General features: G+C 36.8%; 27 protein-coding genes and 1 other annotated feature. Of the genes, 7 read left to right on the top strand and 20 right to left on the bottom strand.

Annotated features, from left to right (window positions below; translation table 11 throughout):
- Positions 1-3 precede the first annotated feature (3 nt).
- Positions 4-1,197 carry a bifunctional 3,4-dihydroxy-2-butanone 4-phosphate synthase/GTP cyclohydrolase II gene (gene ribBA / locus ACZ76X_RS12180; RefSeq protein WP_479850576.1) on the top strand — a complete coding sequence of 398 codons (1,194 nt, stop codon included), beginning with the start codon at positions 4-6 and terminating at the stop codon, positions 1,195-1,197.
- 18 nt (positions 1,198-1,215) lie between these two features.
- Positions 1,216-1,677, top strand: coding sequence for a 6,7-dimethyl-8-ribityllumazine synthase (gene ribH / locus ACZ76X_RS12175; protein ID WP_000230889.1), 462 nt, complete (start codon positions 1,216-1,218; stop codon positions 1,675-1,677).
- Between the two features lie 24 nt (positions 1,678-1,701).
- Here the strand turns inward: ribH and ACZ76X_RS12170 are convergent, their stop codons facing one another.
- The 8 genes from ACZ76X_RS12170 to ACZ76X_RS12135 all read right to left on the bottom strand — a co-directional run bounded on the left by ACZ76X_RS12170 (position 1,702) and on the right by ACZ76X_RS12135 (position 8,463).
- Positions 1,702-2,022, bottom strand: coding sequence for a hypothetical protein (locus tag ACZ76X_RS12170; RefSeq protein WP_474397727.1), 321 nt, complete (start codon positions 2,020-2,022; stop codon positions 1,702-1,704).
- A 180-nt stretch (positions 2,023-2,202) separates the two neighbouring features.
- Complete coding sequence (gene bioB, locus ACZ76X_RS12165; RefSeq protein ID WP_479850575.1) at positions 2,203-3,201, bottom strand: biotin synthase; 999 nt, start codon at positions 3,199-3,201, stop codon at positions 2,203-2,205.
- A 1-nt stretch (position 3,202) separates the two neighbouring features.
- Positions 3,203-4,012, bottom strand: a complete 810-nt coding sequence (gene bioC, locus ACZ76X_RS12160) for a malonyl-ACP O-methyltransferase BioC (protein WP_474397723.1) — start codon at positions 4,010-4,012, stop codon at positions 3,203-3,205.
- Positions 3,978-4,718, bottom strand: a complete 741-nt coding sequence (locus ACZ76X_RS12155; protein WP_479850574.1) for an alpha/beta fold hydrolase — start codon at positions 4,716-4,718, stop codon at positions 3,978-3,980. Before ACZ76X_RS12155 ends, bioC begins: the two co-directional genes overlap by 35 nt.
- Entirely contained in the window at positions 4,715-5,902 is a 1,188-nt protein-coding gene (gene bioF / locus ACZ76X_RS12150; RefSeq protein ID WP_479850573.1) for an 8-amino-7-oxononanoate synthase, read from the bottom strand. Before bioF ends, ACZ76X_RS12155 begins: the two co-directional genes overlap by 4 nt.
- The gene (gene bioD, locus ACZ76X_RS12145; protein WP_479850572.1) at positions 5,868-6,596 is read right to left on the bottom strand and encodes an ATP-dependent dethiobiotin synthetase BioD; all 729 of its coding nucleotides are present in this window, start codon (positions 6,594-6,596) and stop codon (positions 5,868-5,870) included. Before bioD ends, bioF begins: the two co-directional genes overlap by 35 nt.
- Positions 6,596-8,029 (bottom strand): adenosylmethionine--8-amino-7-oxononanoate transaminase, encoded by a 1,434-nt coding sequence (gene bioA, locus ACZ76X_RS12140; RefSeq protein ID WP_479850571.1) that lies wholly within the window; start codon positions 8,027-8,029, stop codon positions 6,596-6,598. Before bioA ends, bioD begins: the two co-directional genes overlap by 1 nt.
- A 77-nt stretch (positions 8,030-8,106) precedes the next feature.
- Positions 8,107-8,463 (bottom strand): hypothetical protein, encoded by a 357-nt coding sequence (locus ACZ76X_RS12135; RefSeq protein ID WP_474397717.1) that lies wholly within the window; start codon positions 8,461-8,463, stop codon positions 8,107-8,109.
- A gap of 141 nt (positions 8,464-8,604) precedes the next feature.
- Positions 8,605-8,825 (top strand) — a binding site (T-box leader).
- A 277-nt stretch (positions 8,826-9,102) separates the two neighbouring features.
- Between ACZ76X_RS12135 and nhaC the strand changes: the two genes are divergently transcribed.
- Positions 9,103-10,476, top strand: a complete 1,374-nt coding sequence (gene nhaC, locus ACZ76X_RS12130; RefSeq protein ID WP_098667383.1) for a Na+/H+ antiporter NhaC — start codon at positions 9,103-9,105, stop codon at positions 10,474-10,476.
- Positions 10,477-10,525: 49 nt separating this feature from the next.
- Here the strand turns inward: nhaC and cpdB are convergent, their stop codons facing one another.
- Entirely contained in the window at positions 10,526-12,907 is a 2,382-nt protein-coding gene (gene cpdB / locus ACZ76X_RS12125; RefSeq protein WP_479850570.1) for a bifunctional 2',3'-cyclic-nucleotide 2'-phosphodiesterase/3'-nucleotidase, read from the bottom strand.
- A gap of 356 nt (positions 12,908-13,263) precedes the next feature.
- On the opposite strand from cpdB, the gene ACZ76X_RS12120 reads away from it, so the two are divergent.
- On the top strand, positions 13,264-14,043 hold the full coding sequence (locus tag ACZ76X_RS12120) for a GDSL-type esterase/lipase family protein (protein ID WP_479850569.1): 780 nt from the start codon (positions 13,264-13,266) through the stop codon (positions 14,041-14,043).
- Positions 14,044-14,115: 72 nt separating this feature from the next.
- The gene (locus tag ACZ76X_RS12115) at positions 14,116-14,562 is read left to right on the top strand and encodes a MarR family winged helix-turn-helix transcriptional regulator (RefSeq protein WP_000445823.1); all 447 of its coding nucleotides are present in this window, start codon (positions 14,116-14,118) and stop codon (positions 14,560-14,562) included.
- Positions 14,563-14,586: 24 nt separating this feature from the next.
- Here ACZ76X_RS12115 and ACZ76X_RS12110 read toward each other — a convergent pair whose 3' ends face one another.
- The 7 genes from ACZ76X_RS12110 to argC form a co-directional block, all read right to left on the bottom strand.
- A complete protein-coding gene (locus ACZ76X_RS12110; RefSeq protein ID WP_048530977.1) occupies positions 14,587-14,790 on the bottom strand; it encodes a hypothetical protein in 204 nt (67 codons plus the stop codon).
- Between the two features lie 58 nt (positions 14,791-14,848).
- Entirely contained in the window at positions 14,849-15,409 is a 561-nt protein-coding gene (locus tag ACZ76X_RS12105; protein WP_479850568.1) for a DUF2062 domain-containing protein, read from the bottom strand.
- 176 nt (positions 15,410-15,585) lie between these two features.
- A complete protein-coding gene (argF, locus tag ACZ76X_RS12100; protein WP_479850567.1) occupies positions 15,586-16,536 on the bottom strand; it encodes an ornithine carbamoyltransferase in 951 nt (316 codons plus the stop codon).
- Positions 16,537-16,548: 12 nt separating this feature from the next.
- Complete coding sequence (locus ACZ76X_RS12095) at positions 16,549-17,709, bottom strand: acetylornithine transaminase (RefSeq protein ID WP_479850566.1); 1,161 nt, start codon at positions 17,707-17,709, stop codon at positions 16,549-16,551.
- Entirely contained in the window at positions 17,706-18,473 is a 768-nt protein-coding gene (gene argB, locus ACZ76X_RS12090) for an acetylglutamate kinase (RefSeq protein ID WP_479850565.1), read from the bottom strand. The genes ACZ76X_RS12095 and argB overlap by 4 nt, the downstream gene beginning before the upstream one ends.
- Positions 18,474-18,484: 11 nt before the next feature.
- Positions 18,485-19,708 carry a bifunctional glutamate N-acetyltransferase/amino-acid acetyltransferase ArgJ gene (gene argJ / locus ACZ76X_RS12085; RefSeq protein ID WP_479850564.1) on the bottom strand — a complete coding sequence of 408 codons (1,224 nt, stop codon included), beginning with the start codon at positions 19,706-19,708 and terminating at the stop codon, positions 18,485-18,487.
- A 10-nt stretch (positions 19,709-19,718) separates the two neighbouring features.
- Positions 19,719-20,756: an N-acetyl-gamma-glutamyl-phosphate reductase gene (argC, locus tag ACZ76X_RS12080; protein ID WP_479850563.1), complete on the bottom strand. Its 1,038-nt coding sequence runs from the start codon at positions 20,754-20,756 to the stop codon at positions 19,719-19,721.
- A gap of 224 nt (positions 20,757-20,980) precedes the next feature.
- Here argC and ACZ76X_RS12075 point away from each other — a divergent pair, with 224 nt between their 5' ends.
- On the top strand, positions 20,981-21,166 hold the full coding sequence (locus ACZ76X_RS12075) for a YqzH family protein (protein WP_001003210.1): 186 nt from the start codon (positions 20,981-20,983) through the stop codon (positions 21,164-21,166).
- Between the two features lie 29 nt (positions 21,167-21,195).
- Here the strand turns inward: ACZ76X_RS12075 and ACZ76X_RS12070 are convergent, their stop codons facing one another.
- Positions 21,196-21,990: an SDR family oxidoreductase gene (locus tag ACZ76X_RS12070; protein WP_479850562.1), complete on the bottom strand. Its 795-nt coding sequence runs from the start codon at positions 21,988-21,990 to the stop codon at positions 21,196-21,198.
- 9 nt (positions 21,991-21,999) lie between these two features.
- Positions 22,000-22,953: an MBL fold metallo-hydrolase gene (locus ACZ76X_RS12065; protein ID WP_098667372.1), complete on the bottom strand. Its 954-nt coding sequence runs from the start codon at positions 22,951-22,953 to the stop codon at positions 22,000-22,002.
- 165 nt (positions 22,954-23,118) lie between these two features.
- On the opposite strand from ACZ76X_RS12065, the gene proI reads away from it, so the two are divergent.
- The gene (gene proI, locus ACZ76X_RS12060; protein ID WP_479850561.1) at positions 23,119-23,958 is read left to right on the top strand and encodes a pyrroline-5-carboxylate reductase ProI; all 840 of its coding nucleotides are present in this window, start codon (positions 23,119-23,121) and stop codon (positions 23,956-23,958) included.
- A 51-nt stretch (positions 23,959-24,009) separates the two neighbouring features.
- Here the strand turns inward: proI and sdaAA are convergent, their stop codons facing one another.
- On the bottom strand, positions 24,010-24,888 hold the full coding sequence (sdaAA, locus tag ACZ76X_RS12055) for an L-serine ammonia-lyase, iron-sulfur-dependent, subunit alpha (RefSeq protein WP_000489463.1): 879 nt from the start codon (positions 24,886-24,888) through the stop codon (positions 24,010-24,012).
- A gap of 18 nt (positions 24,889-24,906) precedes the next feature.
- A complete protein-coding gene (sdaAB, locus tag ACZ76X_RS12050; RefSeq protein ID WP_306183787.1) occupies positions 24,907-25,566 on the bottom strand; it encodes an L-serine ammonia-lyase, iron-sulfur-dependent subunit beta in 660 nt (219 codons plus the stop codon).
- Positions 25,567-25,591: the final 25 nt, after the last annotated feature.

Here is a 25,591-nt window from a genome sequence, read left to right as displayed (position 1 = left end):
ATGATGTTTCATCGTATTGAAGAAGCTCTAGAAGATTTAAAACAAGGAAAAGTCGTTATCGTATGTGATGATGAAAACCGCGAAAATGAAGGCGACTTTATCGCTTTAGCAGAGTATATTACCCCAGAAACAATTAACTTTATGATTACACATGGGCGCGGCCTCGTTTGTGTACCGATTACGGAAGGATACGCAGAACGTCTACAATTAGAACCAATGGTAGCTCATAATACAGATTCGCATCATACTGCATTTACAGTAAGCATTGATCATGTTTCTACAACAACTGGGATTAGTGCCCACGAACGTGCAACTACAATAAAAGAATTGTTAAATCCTGCATCAAAAGGTGCTGATTTCAATCGTCCTGGACATATCTTTCCATTAATTGCGAAAGAAGGCGGTGTCCTGCGCCGTGCTGGTCATACAGAAGCTGCTGTCGATTTAGCACAGCTTTGCGGAGCAGAACCAGCTGGCGTCATTTGTGAAATTATTAATGAGGACGGTACGATGGCACGCGTACCTGATTTACTACAGTGCGCAAAACAATTTGATATAAAAATGATTACAATAGAAGATTTAATTGCTTATCGCCGCCACCATGAAACATTAGTAACGCGAGAAGTGGAAATTACATTACCTACAGATTTCGGTACTTTCCATGCGATTGGCTATTCTAATTCATTAGATTCGAAAGAGCATATTGCACTCGTAAAAGGTGATATTTCAACAGGAGAGCCTGTACTTGTACGCGTTCATTCAGAGTGCTTAACAGGAGATGTATTTGGCTCGTGCCGCTGTGACTGCGGACCACAACTCCATGCTGCGCTTGCTCAAATTGAGCGTGAAGGAAAAGGTGTTCTTCTTTATATGAGACAAGAAGGGCGAGGCATTGGACTTCTGAATAAGCTTCGCGCCTATAAGTTACAAGAAGAAGGCTTCGATACTGTAGAAGCAAATGAAAAGCTTGGCTTCCCAGCTGATTTGCGTGATTACGGTATTGGCGCTCAAATTTTAAAAGATTTAGGTTTACAACATTTACGATTATTAACGAATAACCCGCGAAAAATTGCTGGCTTACAAGGGTACGATTTAGAAGTGATTGAGCGTGTCCCGTTACAAATGCCAACAAAAGAAGAGAATAAAACGTATTTACAAACGAAAGTAAACAAATTAGGACATTTACTAAACTTATAATTAAAGGAGAGATTTATTATGGTATTTGAAGGTCATTTAGTTGGTACAGGATTAAAAGTTGGGGTTGTTGTTGGACGTTTTAATGAGTTTATTACAAGTAAGTTACTTGGCGGAGCTTTAGATGGGTTAAAGCGTCACGGTGTAGAAGAAGCTGATATCGATGTTGCTTGGGTTCCTGGTGCATTTGAAATTCCTTTAATCGCTAAAAAGATGGCTAATAGCGGGAAGTATGATGCTGTTATTACGTTAGGCACTGTCATTCGTGGTGCTACAACACATTACGATTACGTTTGTAATGAAGTGGCAAAAGGTGTTGCATCTTTATCATTACAAACAGACATTCCCGTTATTTTCGGTGTATTAACGACTGAAACAATCGAGCAAGCGATTGAACGCGCAGGCACGAAAGCTGGTAATAAAGGCTATGAATCCGCCGTTGCTGCAATTGAAATGGCTCACTTATCAAAACAATGGGCATAAAAAAAGAGGCTACGGCCTCTTTTTTTATTTCTTTACTTTTTTCCGTACATCTTTTATTAATTCATCCATTGTTTTTCCTTCTGTTTGTATACGAAGCGTTTGTGCTGTTTTCCACGCATCCTCTCTTTTCTTCGCTTCTTCTATAATAGTAATTTCTTTTCGTACTTCCTTTAAATCTTTCCCTTCTGTTTTCAATCCAAAATGTTCAGCTTTCGTTCGAAAATGTTGTTCAATTCGTTGTTGCATCTCTTTTTGCTCAGGATTTTCGGCGGCCTTAACTGGATCAGTACTTATCGCTTTTAGTAAAATTAGACAAGTCATAATCGCTAATATATATTTGTGCATGTAAAATCCTCCAACCCAATATAAATTACATATTTACTATGTACAATTGAGGCTTGGAAAATTCGTCCACCAAAATTCTTTTTTTCGCTCAAAATCCAATAGTACCAAGCGTTCACAATTATTTATTACATTTTATTTACAAAAAAAGCAAACTCTTTTACAAGTTTGCTTTTTTCTATCTTATAATGCACATTCCTCAATCTCAAACCCTAAATCTTCAATCATATCCCAGTCTGCAGTTGGTTCTTGTCCAGCTGTCGTTAAGTAGTCTCCAACAAAAATAGAGTTCGCTGCAAATAAACCGATTGGCTGTACAGAACGTAAATTAATTTCACGCCCTCCTGAAATGCGAATTTCTTTCGTTGGGTTTACAAAGCGCATCATCGCCAGCACTTTTAAACATTCTACTGGTGTTAACTCCTTTTGCCCTTCAAGCGGCGTACCCTTTACAGCAACAAGGAAATTACATGGAATTGAATCTGCATCTATACGTTGTAATTCGAATGCAATATCAGCACGCTCTTCTATTGTCTCTCCCATTCCAAAAATCGCTCCTGAGCATGGCGAAATACCCGCTTGTTTCGCTTTTTGAACTGTATCAACACGATCATCATACGTATGAGTGGAGCAAATGCTTTCGTAATTATTCGCATGTGTATTTAAGTTGTGGTTATAACGATGTACACCCGCCTCCGCTAAACGTCCTGCTTGATCTTCGTTTAAGAAACCTAAACAACAACAAATCTTTAAATCTGTCGTTTCACGAATCTCCTTAACTGCTCCAATTACGTGATTCACCTCTTTATCCGTCGGACGACGACCAGATGCTACAATACAATATGTACCCGCTTTACGGCGAATCGCTTCGTGTGCTCCTTCTACAATCTTTTCCTGCGTTAGCCATGCATATTTATCAATCGGCGCTTCTGAAATAATAGACTGTGAACAATATCCGCAATCTTCAGGGCATAATCCAGACTTCGTATTAATAATCATATTTAATTTTACTTTCTTACCAAAGTGATGATGGCGAATGATGTAAGCTGCATTCATAATTTCTAAAATCTCTGTATCGTCAGCCTCTAATATCGCTATTGCCTCTTCTTTTGTAATCATTTTCTCTTCTACTACGTCGTATGCAAGTTTTTTCCAATCCCTTTTTGTTTGTACTTGTTTCATTTCATCTCTTCCCCTCTTTTGTTATATGCACAAATAAAGCATGATACGTTGCCATTATCCCTTCATTTTCCGTGAAGTCCCTTTCGTATATACGAAGCATCGCACGAAAGAGTGAGGGACTTTGACAATATGATTCTTCATTACTATTGGTCGCTCCTACTTTACGAATAGAATGTAGAAACTCTCTAACTTCTGTAAATCTCTCTATGTAACATGTTTCAGAAACATGTACATCCCCTGTTTCTATCTCACATATATGGCGCAACTGATTTTTTGAATAAAAACGTTGCCCAATCGATGTTTCATTTTGTATATTTTTTTCCTCTTTCGCTCGCTGGAACGAAGCATGCAATTCTTGAAATGTTTCCTGTCCAAACGTTGAAAAAAGTAATATTCCATCTATAGACAAATGATGAAATAAATTTCCTATCACTTGTTTTAAATCATTTAGCCATTGAAATGTGGCATTTGAAATAATGACATCATACGTTTCTTCTAGTCGTAGTCTTTCGATATCCTCACAGTAAAATGTTACAGTGTTTACATTTTGTCTAGTTTTCGCAACTGCAATCATACTTTCAGCAAAATCAATAGCTGTAATATGTGCTTTCGGAAATAAGTTTGATAGTTGCTCTGTAACATATCCTGTCCCGCATCCAAGTTCTAAAATACGTATCGATGCATTTACACTATATCGCCGATTCAATGTAGAAAGTAATGAATGTGCCATCTTTTTTTGTACATTTGCATATTGATCGTAGGATACAGCTGCCACATTAAACCGTTTTTGTAGTAACGTTTTGTTGATCATGTCGTATCCCCTCTACAAATTGAATTATCTCATTTACACAACATTCAAAATTCGTTACACATAATGCGTGCCCAGCCTCGTTTACTACCTTGAGCGTAGCAGCCTCATTCTCAGCCATACTACGCGCTGCAGACAACGGACATATTACATCCTGCTCTCCATGAATAAGCAGTATAGGTACTTTTATTTCTTTCAATTCTTCTCTCACATCTGTTTCTATTAAATAATCTAAACCTAATTGTAAAGACTGAATAGAATCACCTTTAAAGTGTTTTATCATATCTTCAAACCTTTTATTCTCTTTCAGCTCATCTTTCGTAAACATATTTTCATAAAACCGCTTGAGCGTGTCTTCTTTCTTTCGCGCCAAATTCTTTTTCAGCCGTTCTACATGCAAAGCATTCCATCCACTCGTATAGTCGCACGTATTTGTAAATTTGGCAGTACCACCAATTAATACGATACCTTTTGCATTAACCTTTTTATAAGCTTGAACTGCCGCTAACGCCCCTAGTGACCATCCCACTAAAATTACATTTTCATCCGTTGCTACATCTATTATTCGCCCTGCAAATTCACTTTGTTCTTTCACATTACGCCAATTGATACATTGAACAAAATATCCTTTAAAATACGGCAGAACTAAAGTCCAAATATTTTCTTCCATTCCCCACCCAGGAATAAAAATAATCTTTAGCTCTTTCATACTAAAAACCCCTCTTCTTTACCAATGCGTATAATATGCTGAATAGCCCAGTTCAAATCAGCTATTGTATGTTGGGACGTAACTGCAAAACGGATCCGTGAACTATTAACTGGAACCGTTGGTGGACGAATTGCAATTGCAGCAATTCCTATCTGTTGCAACCTTTTACTAAACCGTAAAGCTGTTTCATTTGAACCGACTACGATCGGTACAATATGAGTTGAGCTATTTCCTATATCAAAACCAGCTTCTCGTAAATGGTTTCTGAAATATGCTCCATTCTCTATAAGCCTCTCTCTTCTTTCATTATCTTCTTTTACAATTTCAATTGCTTTTTGTACCGCTCCTAATGTTCCTGGCGGTAATGCAGTAGTAAAAATAAAACTTCTCATCATATTGTGTAAATACTCTATATAAATTGCATCGCCTGTCAAATACGCACCATAACACCCTAAAGCCTTACTAAACGTCCCCATATGTATATCTATTTTTTGAGCAAGATCTTCTTCTATATGAGATAATCCAGCTCCGCCGATTCCATATATTCCACTCGCATGTGCTTCATCAACTATAATGATTGCCCCGTATTTCTCTTTCAACTCCACTAACTCCCTCAAATACGCAGTATCACCATCCATACTAAAAACAGTATCTGTTACGATCAATTTCCGCTTTTCAGGAGATGCTGTTTTTAACAACGTCTCCAGATGATTTAAATCATTATGACGATACCTTTTATGCTCTGCCCCGCTCAATATAATTCCATCAACGATACTTGCATGATTTAATTTGTCACTAAACACAATATCGTGACGACTCGCTAATGAAGAAATCACTCCAACATTTGCGGTATATCCACTACTTACAACTAAGGCTTTTTCAGTGCCTTTCCAATCGCATATACTTCTCTCAACCTCTTCATACAGTGAATAATTTCCTACAACAAGCCTTGATGCCGTCGCCCCAGCTCCATATTTTCTTGTGTATGCAATAGCAGCTTCTTTTAACCTTTCATCACCAGCTAATCCTAAATAATTATTTGACGCTAAATTTAGCATCCTTTTCTCATCTCGAATAAGCCATGTCTCTTCTGCTTGTTCTGTTACATGCAAACTGCGATACTGCCCTCGCTCATTTAATTGTTGCAATTTAGATTGAAGATGTGTGCGCCACGTTTGATTCATTTCGGATAAGCTCCTCTAATTTTGAAATCATTATATATTCTTTAGCAGATTCCAAGACTTCTTCTTTTGTAAACTCACCTTCAAAGAATGGTAATAAACCTAAAACCGGTACCCCACTTAGCTCTTCAATCATTTCTTTATTTTCTTGCACTCTTTCCATTTCGCATTCTTTGCAGCCAGATAAAATTACACCTGCTACTGTTAAACCATGTGCCTTTGCATAAGCAATCGTTAAAACTGTATGATTTACTGTTCCTAATGTAGGGCGTGCCACTACAATAAGTGGAAGCTGTAATTCTTTTGCGAAATCAATTACTAAAGCGTCCTCTGTATATGGAACAGCTAATCCACCTGCTCCTTCTACAAATAAACTATTAAACTCTTTCAATCGTTCATTATAGTGATGAATAATGTCTTTTACATGTACTACTCTTCCAGCTCTTTTCATGGCAAGTCTCGGGGCAAGCGGCTCTTCAATAGAATAAGGACAAATTTCATCTTCTTTTGTCGGTACACCTGATAATGCCTTTAGCCTTGCTGCATCTCCCTCTGGATTTGATGCAACATGTCCACTTTGCAACGGTTTATATACCCCGATATTATATCCCAATTCTCTAAATACACCTGCTAATGCACCGGCGACTACTGTTTTCCCCACTTCAGTATCCGTTGCTGTTATAAAAAAACCACTCATTATTCTCCCTCCGTAACATCCGAGATTGCTTTATACAAAATACGTAACATATCATCAATCTCCTCAATTGTAGAAGCAAGTGGAGGCATAAATACAATCGTATTACCGAGCGGTCGCAAGATCATGCCTAGTTCTCTCGAGCGTTTACATACTTGAACCCCAATTCTCTCTGTCCATTCAAACTCTTCTTTCGTTTCCTTATTCTTCACAAGTTCAATTCCAACCATTAACCCGCACTGACGAATATCCCCTACATGTTTATATGCAAAGAGTTCCTCTAATTGCGTAGCCACATATTCTGTTTTACGTGCTACTTCTTCTATTAAATTTGTTTTTTCATATAGTTCTAGATTCGCAATTGCTACCGCACACCCTAATGGATTCCCTGTATAACTATGTCCGTGGAAAAACGTTTTTTGTTCTTCATAGCCTCCTAAAAAGGCATTATAAACTTCATCTGTCGTTACAGTAATTGCAACTGGTAAATATCCGCCCGTTAAACCTTTCCCGGCTGTTAAAATGTCCGGCGTTACATTTTCATGTTCACATGCAAACATTTTTCCAGTACGCCCAAATCCAGTTGCTACCTCATCTGTAATAAATAAAACATTATATTTTGTACATAAATTACGTAGCCCTTTTAAGTATCCTTTTGGCATTGTAATCATACCGCCAGCACCTTGCATTAAAGGTTCTACAATAATCGCCGCAATTTCTTCATGTTTATCTTTCAACAACTCTTCCATTTCTTCTAAATGTTTTTTTACAATTCCCTCCTTATTATTTCCATAAGGAGAACGATATGTATATGGATAAGGCATTTTAATTGCCTCAAATAAAAGTGAACTATACACTTGGTGAAACAAGTCTATTGCTCCTACTGAAACAGCTCCAATTGTGTCGCCATGATACGCTTCTTTTAATGTAACAAATCTTTGTTTCTTCGGTTTCCCCTTATGCTGCCAATATTGAAAAGCCATCTTAATTGCAATTTCAACGGCGCTAGAACCAGAGTCTGAATAAAATACTTTCTTCAAACCTTCTGGTACAACTTCAATTATTTTTTCTGCTAATAAAATAGATGGAACGTTAGCAAGTCCTAACATAGTAGAGTGGGCAATTTTATTTAATTGTTTACGAATTGCCTCATCTAGTTCCGGTACTTGATGTCCATGAACATTTAACCAAATAGACGAAACACCGTCCCAATATTCATTTCCATTCACATCGTATAGCTTTCTTCCCTCTCCCCGTTCAATAATGACAGGATCTTCTTCTAAATAATCCTTCATTTGTGTAAACGGATGCCATACATAAGCTTTATTTTTCTCCGATAACTCTTCATATGTATATGATGGTTTGTCAGTCGTACTCTTACTAAAAGTCACAATTGTCACCCCTAATGTTAACTTGTTTATAAATATAGTTAACATTAAATCTAAATGACTGTCAATTATTTTTAAATCAAGTAGTTCTTAAAAAAGAACAACTTATCATAAGATAAGTTGTTCTACTTTCCATGTTGTATCTTTCCGATTTCTAAAATAATCTCTTCATCTTTTTTTCCTTCTGTTTCAATTCCAAGTTGTTTTGCATGTTCAATCAATAGATCATGGCGCTTCTCAAATCTTGCGGTATTTACTTCTTTCGCAACCTCTTCTTTTGTTTTCCCTTCCTTAGAAACCCCTAGTTTCTCAGCTGCTTTTTCCATCGATTTCTTCTCTTCAGCTTCTTTCGATTTCTTCATTTCTAACTGCTGTACTTGCTTTTGCTTCGCCTGCTCTGATTCAGCTGCAAAAGCTGTGTAAATTCCAGCACTTCCGCCAATGACTAGTAAAGTGGTAAAAAGAATTATTTTTTTCTTCACTCTTTCCTCCCCTTTCAAATTCATTATAACGCACATTTTCACAGGATTAAAATTGTTCTCCTTTATGTCCCTAAAAAATTATTGAATATTTTTATTGACATGTAAGACGAATATATGATAAAAATTTAACTAACATCATATGAATCGGCATTGATAGGATTTAGTAGTATTTCGATTTCTGATTTCAGAGAGCTGGTGGTCGGTGCGAACCAGTACAGAGCGAATTATGAATTACCCCCTGGAGCTTCTTTTGCGAAACGTAAGGAGTAGTGAAAGACGGTTATAGACCGTTATATCTAAAGAGTGGTGAAACGACACTGTTTCACAATTTAGGGTGGTACCGCGAATTTTTCGTCCCTGCATATATTGCAGGGGCGTTTTTATTTTATTAGCGCATATCATACGACCCTTTATTTTGTGATACATTCATTTCACAAGCTAGGGTGGTACCGCGATTTCTTCGTCCCTGCATAATTATATGCAGGGGCGTTTTTTTATCCAATCATTTCCGTATCATATTGAAAAACCAATAATTACCGGTAATTTGTCACAAAATTCTAAATTTTAGAAGGAAATAAACAATATTGGCGAATTTTATATAAAAAAGAGCTATTTTAGATTACTTAGGAGGGGAAAACAATGGTTTCAAAAATTGAATCTGTTCTTTTAACAGTATTTATCTTTTTCTGTATTGGCTTTAGTGTTATTCAACTAGAAGTTTCACCACACATCCCAATTTTATTTGGCATCGTTCTTTTATTAGCATTTGGATTTATGAAAAAAATTGATTGGTCTACGATGGAAAAAGGGATGATTAGTAGTATTTCAGCTGGTATTCCATCTATTTTTATTTTCTTACTTGTAGGCGTATTAATTAGTGTTTGGATCGCCGCTGGAACAATCCCAACTTTAATGGTATACGGCTTCCAACTTGTATCTCCTAAAATTTTCATTCCAACTGTTTTCGTTGTTTGTGCAATTGTTGGAACGAGTATCGGTAGTGCCTTTACAACTGCCGCAACTGTAGGACTTGCCTTTATGGGCATGGGTAGTGCTCTCGGATACGATCCGGCTCTAATTGCTGGTGCAATTATTTCTGGTGCGTTCTTTGGAGATAAAATGTCTCCTTTATCTGATACAACAAACTTAGCTCCTGCTGTAACAGGTGTAGATTTATTTGAGCACATTCGTAACATGCTTTGGACAACAGTTCCAGCCTTCATTATTGCTTTTATCGCATTTTTCATTTTAGGAGGCGGCACTAGCGGAGACGTTGACTTCACAAACTTTATTAGTACATTAGAGAAAAATACAACGATTTCTATCGTTACACTAATCCCAATTTTATTACTGTTCCTATTCGCATTTAAAAAAGTTCCAGCAGTTCCAACATTACTTGCAGGAATCGTGGTAGGAATTATTATTCTCTTTATTTTTAAACCTAGCACTTCTTTAGCTGATTTAATGAAAATTATGCAAGACGGCTATGTTTCTAAAACTGGTATTAAAGACATTGATAGCTTACTATCTCGCGGTGGTCTACAAAGTATGATGATGTCGATTGCGCTTATTTTCCTAGCTCTTTGTATGGGAGGATTATTACAAGGAATGGGTATTATCGCGCAGCTGATGAATATCATCTCTAGCTTCGTAAAAAATAGTACACGCTTAATTATTTCTACTGCTTCAACTGCAATTGGTGTAAACTTCTTACTTGGTGAGCAATACTTATCCATCGTTTTAACAGGACAAGCATTTGCTAATAAATACGATGAAGTCGGTTTAGAACGTCGTAATTTATCACGAGTATTAGAAGATGCAGGTACAGTTATTAATCCGCTCGTACCATGGGGTGTAAGTGGTGTATTCTTATCGAACGTCCTTGGCGTTCCGACATTTGATTACCTTCCATTCGCAATTTTCTGTTTAGCTTGCCCAGTCTTAACAATTATTGTTGGTTTCACTGGATTTGGCCTTTCATGGAAGAAAGAAAAAGCTGTAACACTTTCATAATATACTAAAAAGGATTACCTGAATCGGTAATCCTTTTTATATTTCTTGACTATCTATTTGCTTTCTTTCTTCTAAATAACAGAAGTAATCCTGCTCCAACAAACGCCAAACCTGCTCCAATTGTAGAAACAACACTTGTACCTGTTTTCGGTAAATCACGTTCTTCTTTCTTTTCGCTTACAGTTGTTGTTTCTTTTGCGTTTTGATTATCCGTTGTAGTTTGTCCAGATTCTGCATTATTCCCTTCATCTGTTGGTGGTGTCGTTGGATTTTCTACATTATTCCCTTCACCTGTTGGTGGTGTCGTTGGGTTCTCTCCGTTATTCCCTTCACCTGTTGGTGGTGTCGTCGGATTTCCTCCATTATTTCCTTCACCTGTTGGTGGTGTCGTCGGATTTCCTCCATTATTTCCTTCACCTGTTGGTGGTGTTGTTGGGTTCTCCCCACCAGTTTCCTTATCATCATCGTTCTTCTTCGTTATATCAATTGCATATTTAGCAAATTCATTTTCAGATGGTCCAACATATGATATTTTTCCATCTTTCTTTATATACTTTTGTGCATTTGGTGAAGAATCGAATGTTGTATGTAATTTATCGGCAACAATCGGTTTAAACGTCCAATTTTTATCTGCTGCTGGATCAATAACTGGTGTTTCTTGCATATACTTCACAATGATTTGACGCGTTTCATCTTGTGATTGGTATACAACTTCCCCTTTGCTTACACCCGGGAACGTTTGGCTACTTCCTCGATAGTTATTTGTAGCGACGATGAACTCTTGATTGTCAGCTACTGGCTTCCCTTCATATGTCATATTTACAATACGATTCGTATTTGCATTTACAACTTTTCCATCTTTATCGTATTTCGCTGGTTGTGTTACATCAATTTCGTATTTTAAGCCATCTAAAATATCGAAGTTATATGTAGGATAGCCTATATTTACTAACGGCTGTTCTTCTGTTTTCTTTGGATCGATTTGATTAAACTGACCTGCAGACATTTCAAGCCATTCTTTCACTTGTGCCCCATTTACTTTTACAGCATATAGCGTATTTGGATATACATATAAATCTGCCACGTTTTTAATTGCTAACGTTCCAGCTGGAATATCCGTATAATATGTAGCACCGTTTCGGCCACCTGCTTTAAATGGTGCTCCTGCAGATAAAACTGGAATTCCTTTATATTTTTCGTACTCTGGTTTTTTAAATTCCTCTTCTACATACCATTTTTGCGCATTTGTCACAAGTTGTACGGAAGGATCATCTTGTACTAATGAGAAATAACTATTAATTGGCGCTGTCGTTTTTCCTACAGCTGTATTCACATAATCAATTGTCGCTTGATGCTCATCTTTAATTTCATTAACTAATTTTTGATCAGATTGTACGAGTGGGTTTCCTTTACTATCAGCAATCGGACGAAGTTGCGGCTTCGATTGCTCTTTTTGTACTTCCCATTTTCCATTTACCTTTTTCAATTGCATATCAATAATACCTAAGTTACTTCCAAAGACGCCAGGCATTACAACTGGAACACCATTAAATACATCCTTCACTTCAGTATGTGAATGTCCCATTAATACTGCATCTACACCAGGAACTTCTGTTAAATAATACGACGCATTTTCCATGCCAACGTTGTATCCACTCTTATCAACACCGGAATGTGCTAGTGCAACGATAACATCTGCACCTTCTGCTTTCATTTTTGGCACCATTTTTTTCGCTGTTTCAACTATATCTTTTGCTTTCACTTTTCCTTCTAAATTTGCTTTATCCCAGTTCATAACTTGAGGTGGAACAAATCCCATTACGCCAATTTTCACTTTTTGCTTTTGACCTGATTCATCTTCTACTTCTTTTTCAAAAACATGATATGGTTTAAAGTAATTTTGATCGTTCTCTTCATTATTATCTTTATCATCTTTATAGACGTTCGAGTTAATAACCGGGAACTCTGTTTTACTAATTACTTTGTTTAAATAGTCTAAACCGTAGTTAAATTCATGATTCCCAAGAGAGATGACGTCATACTTCATTAAATTCATTAAACGATACAATGGATGTGTATAACTAGGATCCACAGGCTTCTTCGGATCATTTATTTTATTGGCTACATAATCTCCAAGCGGTGTCCCTTGTAATGCATCCCCATCATCCAATAGGACAGAGTTCTTCGCTTCTTCACGTGCTTTATTAACAAGTGTTGCCGTTTGTACGAGACCTACTTTATTATCGGTTTTTGTTTGATAATAATCGTAATTCATTAAGTTAACGTGAATATCTGATGTTTCTAGAATTCGTAAGTTAACCGTACTCTCCCCAGTTTGCTCATCCGCATGAGCTGTTGCTGGCAATACTTGCGGCGCTATAACACCAATAGCAAGAGTTGCTCCAGCTAGCATTTTTTTTGACTTTTTCACAAAAAATCCCCCTTATACAATTACCAAAAATAATGAAATGAATCTGTCTCTAATCACATACCTTTTTTCTTCTATTGGAGATAAGATTTTCATTTCATCCTGCGCTAATGAGTAGTCCTCTTAAACGCTCGATTGGTGAGATTTTACTCATCGGGAAATAAAGCCCTACTAATTAAAATTTCACCTTATCTGACATTATCATATATAATGTACTTTCATATCGTCAATATTTTTTGACATACTTCTACAAATTTTCTGTAAAGTTGTTGTAAACTTTTCATAAACATATAATATGCCCTTACATTGTTAATACTGCTGAATATGATACAATTACCAATTACAAGGAGGATGAATTTATGAAAAAAGTCATCTTAACAATTGTTTGTCTCCTCCTTCTAATCATTTCTTATTCTTATTTCGAAAAGAACGATGAGACAAAACAAAATGAACCCGAAGAAAAAACAGAAAAAACATCTACTCCAAGTTGGATTGATAAGCAAACAAACGATTCTTTTTATCATCTCGTACTAGGTGATTCGCTCGCCAAAGGATATGGTTCAACACAAGGTGGATTTGCTGAATTAGCCTCTAAACAAATAGAAGCACAAATTCATAAACCCATTACAGTAGAAAACCTTGGGATAAACGGCCTTACAACAGATCGTCTCGCTAAAAAAGTTCAATCAGAAGATGTAAAGCAAAAAATTAGATCAGCAAATATCATTACAATTAATATTGGCGGAAATAATTTATTTCGTTTAAATCGAGATGTCGGTGTTATAGATGGTATTAAAATGTTAAATAAAGAAAAGGCTCATTTTGAAGCGGATGTAAAAAGTATTGTAAAGACAGTTCGAGATCAAAATCCGGATGCTTTACTCATTCTTTCTGAACTCTATAATCCTTTACAACTCGATGACTCCATCGCAAGTTATGCAGATATGTTTTTAGATGGCTGGAATGAATCTGTTTATTCCATTGCAAAAGCAAATCAACCGTCTATCGTTTTACCAATTCGCAAATTAATATCGAATGATAAGAAAGAATTACTCTTTGACCAAGTACACCCGAATGACAAAGGGTATACGATTATTGCCGATTCATTTACAAAAAAAGTGTTGGCCTACAAATATTAAAATTTCCATGAAACAATTCTATTTTTATAACATGTCTTTTTTGTTACAATGAGAGTGGAAGGGGGCCTTTATATGGAATCACGCGAGTGGGAACGTATTGTTGATCATCTTCTTTCGCTAGTGCCTCTTTTTTATCGCAAATTTATGCTTCCTGGAGAATTTTCTTCCCAAAGACATATGCCGCCATCACATACACAAGTATTACTACTTCTGCATGAAAATGGCACATTAGCAGTTTCCGAAATCGGCAAGCGGCTAGCGATTTCAAGGCCCAACATGACACCTCTATTAAACAAACTGATTCAAGAAGAATTAATAGAGCGTCATTATAGCGAAAAAGATCGACGGGTCATTTTAATTTCCCTAACAACTGAAGGGAAATTGTTAGTAAATCAATATCAACAATTCATTTTAGACAAATTAAAGGAAAATTTCCAAACGTTATCTGAGGAAGAACGTGAAAAACTCATTCACTCTCTTCAAACCATTCAAAATTTAATTTTGAAAACGAACGCATAAAGCTGCTTCTAAATCGAAGCAGCTTTATGATTCGTAATAATTACCGTAGTATACATTTGAATATGGCCATGTCGTTAAATATGGTTTTTGTTCTTGCGTAGGCTGTTGTTGTGGTATTTGTGATAATTGCTGTACTTGTTGTTGCCGATATAATTCGTATTGTCTATTCATATCATAAACCGGATAGTAATTTACATATGGATATACTTGCGGTACGTAATAATACATTCATTCTCTCCCCCTTTTTCTTAAACATATTCAAAGGAGAAAATGAGTGTGACTCTCTTTATATTTGCACAAGTGGTTCTCTCACTCGTTTCTTTCTGTTCTTCAAACGTAACTTACGGTTCTTTTCATATAAATAATGCACCACGAAATATGAAACTACACCAAACACAACTCCTAAAATCGTCATTCCAATTAATACATACACTTCACTCTGTAACAAGCTCTTTAACATCGTAAAAATGTGACTTGAAAACAAGTCCGATATCGTAAAGGGTTCATGATGTATTTTTTGTACATGAAATGGATAAATCATTTTTCCTAACGCATAAGCAAATGGAAATAACAATACCGGTAAAAATGATATTTTCCCAATAATATTACCAATAACCGCAGCAGGAAAGGATCCCTTCGCTAATCGAACGATTGGATAAAATATTATATATACGAGCGATGCCGTATATATAACTAACATCTCTAAGCCAAAACCAATCGCAAAACCTAACGATACTTTCTTTGCACCTTCTGGTGATCGAAGTAACTTATAATATTGAAACTTTAATATTCTCCACATCCGCTGAAAAAACGAATATGTTTTCTTAGTTGTTTTCACTCTCATCATCTCTTTAACTATATTTTATATGTAGTATGCCCTTACATACTCTGAAAAACAAATTTCACTTTCTCTTTTATTATAAATGATATCGAAATGGTTAACTAAATATACATATGACATTCCAATATAAAAAGTGCACCTCAAATTGTTATTCGTGTCTAACAATTTGAGGTGCACATCATTTAAGAAAGCTCTTCTACATTTTTAAATAAACTTACTAATAATGCTTTTTGCGCATGCAATCGATTACCAGCTTGCTCAAAGACGATAGACTGTGGTCCATCTATAATTTCTCCTGTTACTTCCTCTTCGCGATGGGCAGGTAAACAGTGTAAGAAACGATATGTTTGCTTCGCATGCTTAACAAGTTCGGTATTGATTTGGTATGGTTGAAATAACGTATATTTCTCTTCTTCGCCCTCTTGCCCCATGCTCATCCAAACGTCAGTATAAATGAAATCTGCTTCATTCACCGCTAGTTCAGGGTTATGCAAAATTTCAATTTCAGCTCCTGTTTGCTCGGCAATCGCTAACGCTTTTTTTACAATCTCTTCATTCGGTTCATATCCTACAGGCGTTGCAACAGTCATATGCATTCCGACTTTCGCACTCGCTAACAACAATGAATGACATACATTATTTCCGTCACCTACGTAAGCCAATTTTATTCCTTTAAATGTATTTTTTTCTTCATATATTGTCATTAAGTCTGCCAATGCTTGACAAGGATGATGATCGTCCGTTAAACCGTTAATTACAGGTATGCTCGACTCTTTCGCAAGCTCTTCTACATCCGCATGTGAGAATGTACGTATCATGATCCCGTCAATATAATGAGATAATACTTTCGCAGTATCTGAAACGCTCTCCCCTCTTCCAATTTGCATCTCTTTCCCACTTAAAAACATACCATGTCCTCCGAGTTGTACCATTCCTGCTTCAAAAGATACGCGAGTACGAGTTGAATGTTTATCAAAGATAAGCCCTAATATCTTGCCCTGTAATAAAGGCTCCTGCTTATTCTTTTTTAAATAGATAGCGAACTCAATTAAAGAAATAATTTCTTCTTGCGTCAGTTCTTCTAATGTTAAAAGATCCTTCGTATTTAATTTCGGTACTTGTACAGTTGACATGAAACTTCCCCCTTATATAATTGATACGTTTTTTGTACAAACTACTTTTTTTATCATATATACTGCCTGTTCTAATTCTTCATTCGTCACAATAAGTGGTGGTAATAGTCTTATAACAGTAGGTCCTGCTTGTAATACGAGAAGCCCTTCTTTCTCTAGCTGTTCTATAAAACTTGAAACCTCATGCGTACACTCAATTCCAATCATAAGCCCCTTACCACGTATATTTTGAATACATTCGACATGTCGTAATTCCTCTTGCAACTTCTGTAATACGTACTCGCCCTTTTCCTTTACTTCTTTTAAAAACGATGGTTTCTTAGTTATTTGCAATACTTCTTTTGCTGCAGCCATTGCAATATAATTTCCACCAAACGTTGAACCGTGTGATCCTGCAGGAAACGATGTTCCAAGTTCTTTCCGGCCAATCATTGCTCCAACTGGAATGCCATTTCCAAGTGCCTTAGCGGTAGTAACGATATGAGGATGTATTCCCATTTGTTCGTAAGCAAATAATGTCCCAGTTCTTCCAATTCCAGTTTGTACTTCATCTATAATAAATAGGGAACCGGACTTCTTACATAATGTTTCAATCTCTTTCAAAAAGGCTAGATTAGCAGGTACTACTCCTCCCTCACCTTGAACAACTTCTACCATTACTGCCGCAACTTCTTCATTCATTACCTCTTCCAATGCCTTAATATCGTTAAAAGGAATATGTAAAAAAGATGGAAGTAATGGACCAAATCCCTCTTTCACTTTATTTTGTCCCGTCGCACTCATCGTTCCGAATGTTCTACCGTGAAAAGACTGCTCGCATGTTACGACGAGAGATTTTCCAGTATGCTTACGGGCTAACTTCAAAGCTGCTTCATTCGCCTCTGCCCCGCTATTACAGAAAAACACATAATCTAATGCTATATTTTCTGTTAATAATGACGCTACTTCTTCTTGTAAGCTGTTTGTAAACAGGTTAGATGTATGCCATATTTCATGCAGTTGCTCTTGTACAGCTTTCATAACCGTAGGATGACAATGTCCTAAATTACATACACCGATTCCTGATGTGAAATCTAAATATTGCTTACTGTTATTATCAATAACTTTCGTTCCTTTTCCCTTTACAAACTCAACCTTTCTTCTCCCATACGTTTGAAAAAGATGACTGGTCATGCAATACTCACGCCCCTCGTTACCGTCGTTCCGATACACTCACCTGTAACCTCGGTAAAATCCTTCGTCCCATTTACGATACTAACCTTTTGCACTCCCATTTTTAATGATGCTAGTGCCGCCTGTACTTTCGGAATCATCCCACCTGTAATAACACCGTTTTCTATAAAATTAACAATCTCAAATTCGTTGGTTTTCTTTACTAACTTCCCTTCATGTAATACCCCATCTACATCTGTAATAAAAATGAGTTCTTTTGCAGATAATGCGGCCGCAATTCCAGCTGCCGCGGTATCTGCATTTATGTTATAAATCTCATTATCATTTATGCCGATCGGAGCAATAACAGGAATATAATTCATATTTATTAATCCTTTTAGTAAGGCCGTTTCGACATACCTTACTTCTCCCACATACCCTATCTCCTCACTGACAGGTTGAACTTGAAGTAACTTGCCATCACACCCTGAGCAACCTACCGCAAGTAAATTATGCCTTTGCAATTTCATTACAAACTTTTTATTCGTACTTCCGCATAGCACCATTTGAACAATATCCATAACTTCTTTTGGTGTTACTCGTAATCCATCTCTTTTTTCTACTTTGATATTACAATCTTTTAATTGGGCATCAATTTCTGGGCCACCGCCATGGACAATCACTACTTTATACTTCTGTTGCAATTTCTTTATGCAATCAAAAAACACATCATTTAATTGATCCAACATACTACCGCCGCATTTCACTACAATATAATCGCTCATCTTCCCTCTCCTTATGTACGATAACAAGCGTTTATTTTCACATATTCATAGCTTAGGTCACAGCCCCAAGCTGATCCTGTCTCTTCTCCTAAATGTAAATACACATTAATCATAATTTCATGCTCTTTTAATTTCATTTTCATTTCCTCTTCAGAAAACATTTGAGGTTCGCTATTTTTCAGCACTGCAATAGATTGAAGAGTAATATCAATTGTATTTGGGTTAATCGCGACTTCACTTTGTCCAATACTGCTAATAATTCGCCCCCAGTTTGGATCTTCACCATGTATTGCTGTTTTCACAAGACTCGAACCAACTATTTGCTTTGCAATTTTCTTTGCTTCTTCATTCGTTCGAGCTCCTAACACATTTACTTCTATTAACTTCGTAGCGCCCTCACCATCTTGTGCGATTTTTTTCGCTAAATCTTCACATACCTTCTGTAAAGCAAATATGAAAGTTTCCCAATCTGCATGTTCCATATTAATTGGTTTCGTTTCTGATAATCCACTTGCCATAACGATGACCATATCATTCGTAGAAGTATCTCCATCTACCGTAATTTGATTGAATGTATGATTCGTGATTTGTGATAATGCTGTTTGTAATACGTCATGCTCTATATGAGCGTCTGTCGTAATAAAACTTAGCATCGTTGCCATATTTGGATGAATCATCCCTGAACCTTTTGCAACACCAGCAATCGTCACTTTCTTCCCATCAATCATCATCTCATAGCAAGTTTCTTTCGTTATAAGATCCGTCGTTAAGATTGCTTCAGAAAAAGAATGAGCTTCACTTTCTTCCTTCGTCGGGATAAGAGTTGCAATTCCCTTTCGGATGATATCCATCGGTAAAGGAACACCAATTACACCTGTTGAAGCAACTGCAACGTAATTTTCTTTCACTCCAAAATGTTCCGCTCCTAATGCACGCATCTCGTAAGCATCTTGTAACCCTTTCATTCCTGTACAAGCATTTGCATTTCCACTATTGACGATAATTGCCTGCAATTTCCCCTCAGCTGTTATACTGTCTTTCGTTACTTGCAGGGGAGCTGCTTGTATTTGATTCGTTGTATAAACGGCAGCACATGATGCTGGTACTTCACAAATGATTACACCTAAATCCTTTTTGTCTTTTTTCAAACCATTTGCAGTACCGATTGCCGAAAAGCCTTTTGGCGTTACAATTGAACCATTATCTAATTTTGTAATAGACGCTACTTTAATCATCATGTCCCCCTTATAAATAAAGCGGCATATGTTGTAAACCTGTTGTTTCTTCTAGTCCCGCTACTATATTTGCATTTTGAATCGCTTGCCCAGCCGCACCTTTCATCATATTGTCTATAACAGAAACGACTGTCACTCTTCCGGTTCTTTCATCATAAGCTATCCCCATATCACAATAATTTGAGCCCCTTACTTCTTTCGGACTTGGAAACTCTCCTTGCGTACGAATTCGAATGAAAGGCGATTGCGTATACGTTTCTTCATATAATTTTTGAAGTTGTTCTATTTCCATTTCTCGTTTTACTTTCGCATAAAGTGTAACCATAATCCCCCGTGATATCGGTATTAAATGTGTACTAAACGTGATTGGCTTCGTTTCCCTATTCCACTCCGCGAGCATTTGCTCGATCTCAGGAACGTGTTGATGCTCATTTACTTTATAAATACGCAGGTTATCGTATAACTCAGGAAAATGAGTCATTGTCGTTGGCGTTTTGCCTGCTCCAGATACTCCTGATTTCGCATCAATGATAATGGAATCTTCTTCAATTATGCCGCTACGAACTAACGGCAATACCGCTAATAATGCAGCTGTAGCAAAGCATCCTGGGTTTGCAATTAAATCTGCATTTTGAATCTCAGACCTTTTCCATTCACTTAACCCATATACAGCTTTACTAAGAACTTCTTCTTTTGCAGATGTCCTTTTGTACCACTGTTCATATATAAAAGGGTCTTTCATACGAAAGTCTCCAGATAGGTCAATTACTTTTAAACCTACTGCTAATAATTTTGGAGTTAGCTCTGCTGATACTCCTGCCGGGGTTGCCAAAAATACAATTTCTGCTTCTTTCACTATTTCCTCTGCATCAATTTCTTGTAACGTATGAACAAGAACATTTTGAAAATGCGGATATACATTTGTTATACACTCACCAACTTGCGAAAAAGAATGAAGAGATGCTATCGAAAAATATGGATGTTGCTCTAATAACCGAATTAACTCAATACCTCCATACCCAGTTGCTCCAATGATCGCGACTTTCATATGCTCCTCCTCATATCAATTCTTTAAATTAAGTATGATTATAATATTGTATATTTATAGAGTCAATTAAATATTTATAAATTTAATAAACTTTAAAAACTTAATTTTACTAGAAAAACAATATACAGAGCAGAATTTTTATACATAAATAGTGTATAGTAGTTTTTTTATTTCACTTCAAGTACAATAAAACAATACATGTATACATACAGGCGGGGAAAAACATGAATGAGAAATTAATTGAGAAAATGATTATAAAAAGTTTTCAGCAATATCAATGTAATCCTATGTCAAATGAGGATCAGGAAATGCTTATTAAACATATTCAAACGATAATTCATTCAAATACTGAAATTGATGTATACGAGGCAGTTGAGGATATCGTTTACGATTATGTGACGGGAAAATAAAAAATAGGAGATTTCCAAATGGAAATCTCCTATTTTTTACTTAATGATTTGCCTGCAATACGCTCAAATAAACCTGGGAATAAAGCATACAGCTTCGGACCAATGCCCATCCACTTCGGTAAGTTTACTTCACGCTTTTTCGTTTGCATCGATTTTACGATTTGCCCTGCTACATATGTTGGTTTTAACATGTATCGTCCCATATTTTTCACATATGTACCGGATTGATCAGCTATTTCAAAAAAGTTCGTATCGATTGGACCTGGATTAATTGCTGTTACGAAAATATTTGTACTAGATAACTCCATGCGTAAACTATTCGTAAATCCTAATACTGCGTGTTTCGTCGCTGCATACGCACTCGATTTCGGAGTTGCAATTTTCCCAGCAAGTGAAGCAATATTAATAATATGACCTTCGTTTCTTTTCACCATATAAGGTAGTACTGCTTTCGTACAAGCTACTAACCCAAATACATTTACTTGGAACATATCTTTCACTTCATCCATTGACGCATCTTCAAACGTTTTAAAAATACCAAATCCCGCATTGTTTACTAATATATCAATACGTCCCACTTCCTGTAATACCTTTGAAAAAACAGAGTGTACTTCCGTCTCTTCACTTACATCTAATACATAATAATAGCAAGGCGTATTATAAGTTTCTTTAATTTTTTCTGCTAATGCTTTTAATTTCTCTTCTGTTCTAGCCATTAATACTGGCGTTGCCCCTTGTTCTGCAACTTGCATTGCAACTTGCTCCCCAATTCCACTAGAAGCACCTGTAATGACGATTACTTTATTTTGTAAACGTCCCGTCATTGCTGTCACCTACTTTGCATAATAAATCAATTGTTGCGAAGATTCATCAATCATCACTTGTTGATTATATGCTAAAAAGTCTAATTGTCCAACCGTTTCTGAAATAGTAAGTGGCAATTGCTCCTTATATAATACTGGAAATAGTTTTACACATACTTCAAAGGCTGTCATTGGTTTTTCCTTTAATAACTCAAGCACTTTAAACGCACGTGTTTCTTGCTTTTGTAATCTCGTTTCAATAAGTTGTTTCACATTTAGAACATCTTCTCCATGTCCCGATAAAATGCGCGAAATATTCATTTCACTTAAACGCTTTAACGTTTGATTATATTGTAATAACGGGCGTGCCCTTTCTGTTTGTCCCTCATATGGTGGTTCTAATATTGGATTCGAAGAAATATGACTAATGAGAGCATCCCCGCCAATTAGTATTCCATCAGATTCTCTATATAATGAAATATGAGTGGAAGCATGACCTGGTGTTTCAATCACTGTAAAACCAGGCATTGAATCAATACGATCTCCCTCTCTCACAGTATGCGTTAACGATCTATTACAAGAATATTTCAGTGTCCTTGTCGTCAACAACGCCTCGTCTTTCAAAAATGCTGCTGGAACACCAAATTGTAAAGCTGTCTCTCTAAAAAATTCATGATATCGCTTTAAAAATTCTGGATTTTGTGTGATCCAAGGCTCATTCCAAGGGTGTCCAATAATGTTCGTCTTCTCAGAAAATATATTTAAAAGCCCACAATGATCCGCATGATGGTGCGTAATGACTACTGTTTCAATATCTTCTATCGTATATCCTAATGTACTTAATTGACTTTCTAACGCATTTCTTGCCTCTTCTGTATTGGTCCCTGTATCAATTAATGTTAATGTCTCCCCCTCAACTAAAAACACATTCACAGTTTCAACTGCAAATGGTACAGGAATCTCCATTCGGTGAATCGCCGTCATGCTTAGCCCCCCTGTCTCTTTCCGGTTCAAAAATGAATACTTCTTCAGTTTACAACTTCCTTATATATTTGTCATTATTTTCAGATAAAAAGAGGTGTTTCCTAAAAAAAAACGAATGTATGTACATTTATAAGAATTTCTAACCAAAATTAAAGGAGGAACATCATGTCTATTCAAAACATTTCCTTTCTCGGTGCGGGCTCTATTGCTGAAGCGATTATTGGTGGCTTATTACATGCAAATGTTGTGAAAGGCGAACAAATTACTGTAAGTAATCGTTCTAACGAGACAAGATTACAGGAACTACATAACAAATACGGTGTCAAAGGTACACATAATAAAAAAGAACTACTTACTAATACAAATATTCTTTTTCTAGCAATGAAGCCAAAAGATGTTGCAGAAGCCCTTACCACTTTTAAAGAAGACATACATAATAACCTGCTCATTATTTCGTTATTAGCAGGTGTTTCTACTCATTCAATTAGAAATCTACTGCAAAAGGACGTTCCGATTATTCGTGCCATGCCAAATACATCTGCAGCTATTTTAAAATCAGCTACTGCTATCTCACCTTCAAAACATGCAACAGCGGAACATATTCAAACTGCCATCGCTTTATTTGAAACGATCGGTCTCGTCTCTGTTGTAGAGGAAGAAGATATGCATGCTGTCACTGCATTATCTGGAAGTGGGCCTGCTTATATTTATTACGTAGTGGAAGCGATGGAAGAAGCTGCAAAAAAAATCGGTTTAAAAGAAGATGTTGCAAAGTCACTTATTCTTCAAACGATGATTGGTGCTGCTGAAATGCTAAAAGCAAGTGAAAAACACCCGTCTATTTTGCGAAAGGAAATTACCTCTCCTGGTGGAACGACCGAAGCAGGTATTGAAGTATTACAAGAACACCAATTTCAACAAGCGCTTATTTCTTGTATTACACAGGCTACACAACGATCGCATAATCTTGGGAAAACATTAGAACAACTAGCAAAAGAAAAATAAAAAATGGAGCTCAATCTTACTTGAGCTCCATTTTTTATAAATATATATTGTTTAGTTATTAGTCTTCCCAAAAATCTCTTCTTGCAGACGGCGACCAGTCGGTGTTGCTGCAAGTCCACCTTCAGCTGTTTCACGAAGTGCTACTGGCATCGTTTGTCCAATTCTAAACATCGCCTCAATTACTTCATCACATGGGATGGTACTCGTTACACCAGCTAATGCTAAATCAGCTGAAATCATCGCATTTGCAGCTCCTGCTGCATTACGTTTTACGCAAGGTACTTCTACAAGTCCTGCAACAGGATCACATACTAAACCAAGCATGTTCTTTAATGAAATTGCCATCGCTGTAGCTGCTTGCTCTTGTGTTCCACCAGCCATTTCAACTGCAGCTGCAGCTGCCATTCCACTTGCTGAACCAACTTCAGCTTGGCATCCTCCCGCTGCACCAGAAATACAAGCGTTATTGGCAACAACCATACCGAAAGCTCCCGCTGTAAATAAGAATTCAATCATTTCTTCACGTGTAGGCTGCAATTTTTCTCTTAGTGCAAATAGTACACCTGGCACTGTTCCAGCAGACCCTGCTGTTGGTGTTGCACAAATAATTCCCATCGCTGCGTTTACTTCATTTGTTGCAACAGCTTTACTCACTGCGTCCAAAATCGTATCTCCAGATAAGCCTTTTCCACTCTTCATATACGCCTGGACTTTTACAGCATCTCCACCAGTTAAACCAGTTGGTGATTTCACACCGCGAATACCACGTTCTACTGCTTGCTCCATCACGACTAAGTTCTTTTCCATACCAGCAATTACTTCTTCACGTGAAATACTTCTTGTTTCCATTTCACATTGAATCATAATTTCTGCGATTTTTACATTTTGTTCTTTAGCTTGCGCCACTAGTTCCGCTGCGTTCCGAAACATGGTGTGTCCCCCCTGCAATTATTCCATAATAGTTACTTGACAAATATTTTGTTGCGCTTTTATTTCTTCAATCACTTCATCTGCTAATATTTCATCTGTTTCGATGACCATAAGCGCTCTTCTTCCTTTTTCTTTACGAGAAACACTCATTGTACTAATGTTAATCTCGTGTTTCGCAAGGATTGAAGCTACTGCTGCAATAGCACCGAAGCGATCGTTATTTACAATAAGTAGTGCTGGACTCGTGCCTGATAATTGAAGATCGAATCCATTTAATTCTACAACTTCAATTTTACCGCCACCAATTGAGCAAGCAACAACTTCAATTTCTTCTTCACCTTTATACAAACGAATTCTCGCTGTATTTGGGTGAGGTGCATTTGCATCTTCTTCAATGAATTCCACTTCAATTTCGCGCTCTTTTGCTATGTCTAGCGCCTCTGGAATACGTAAGTCATCTGTTTCAAACCCTAATATCCCACCTATTAGCGCTACATCTGTACCATGCCCACGATACGTCTTTGCAAATGATCCATATAATGAAATGCTTACTCTTTCTGGTTCATGACGAAACAGCTGGCGAGCAACTTGCCCCATTCTTGCTGCGCCTGCTGTATGTGAACTTGATGGACCAATCATAACTGGACCAATAATATCAAATACTGAGCGATACTTCATCATAACTCCCCCTAAACCTCTATGA

Source organism: Bacillus sp. BC05(2025), from assembly GCF_056725905.1.
This window is presented reverse-complemented; position numbering and strand designations above follow the sequence as displayed.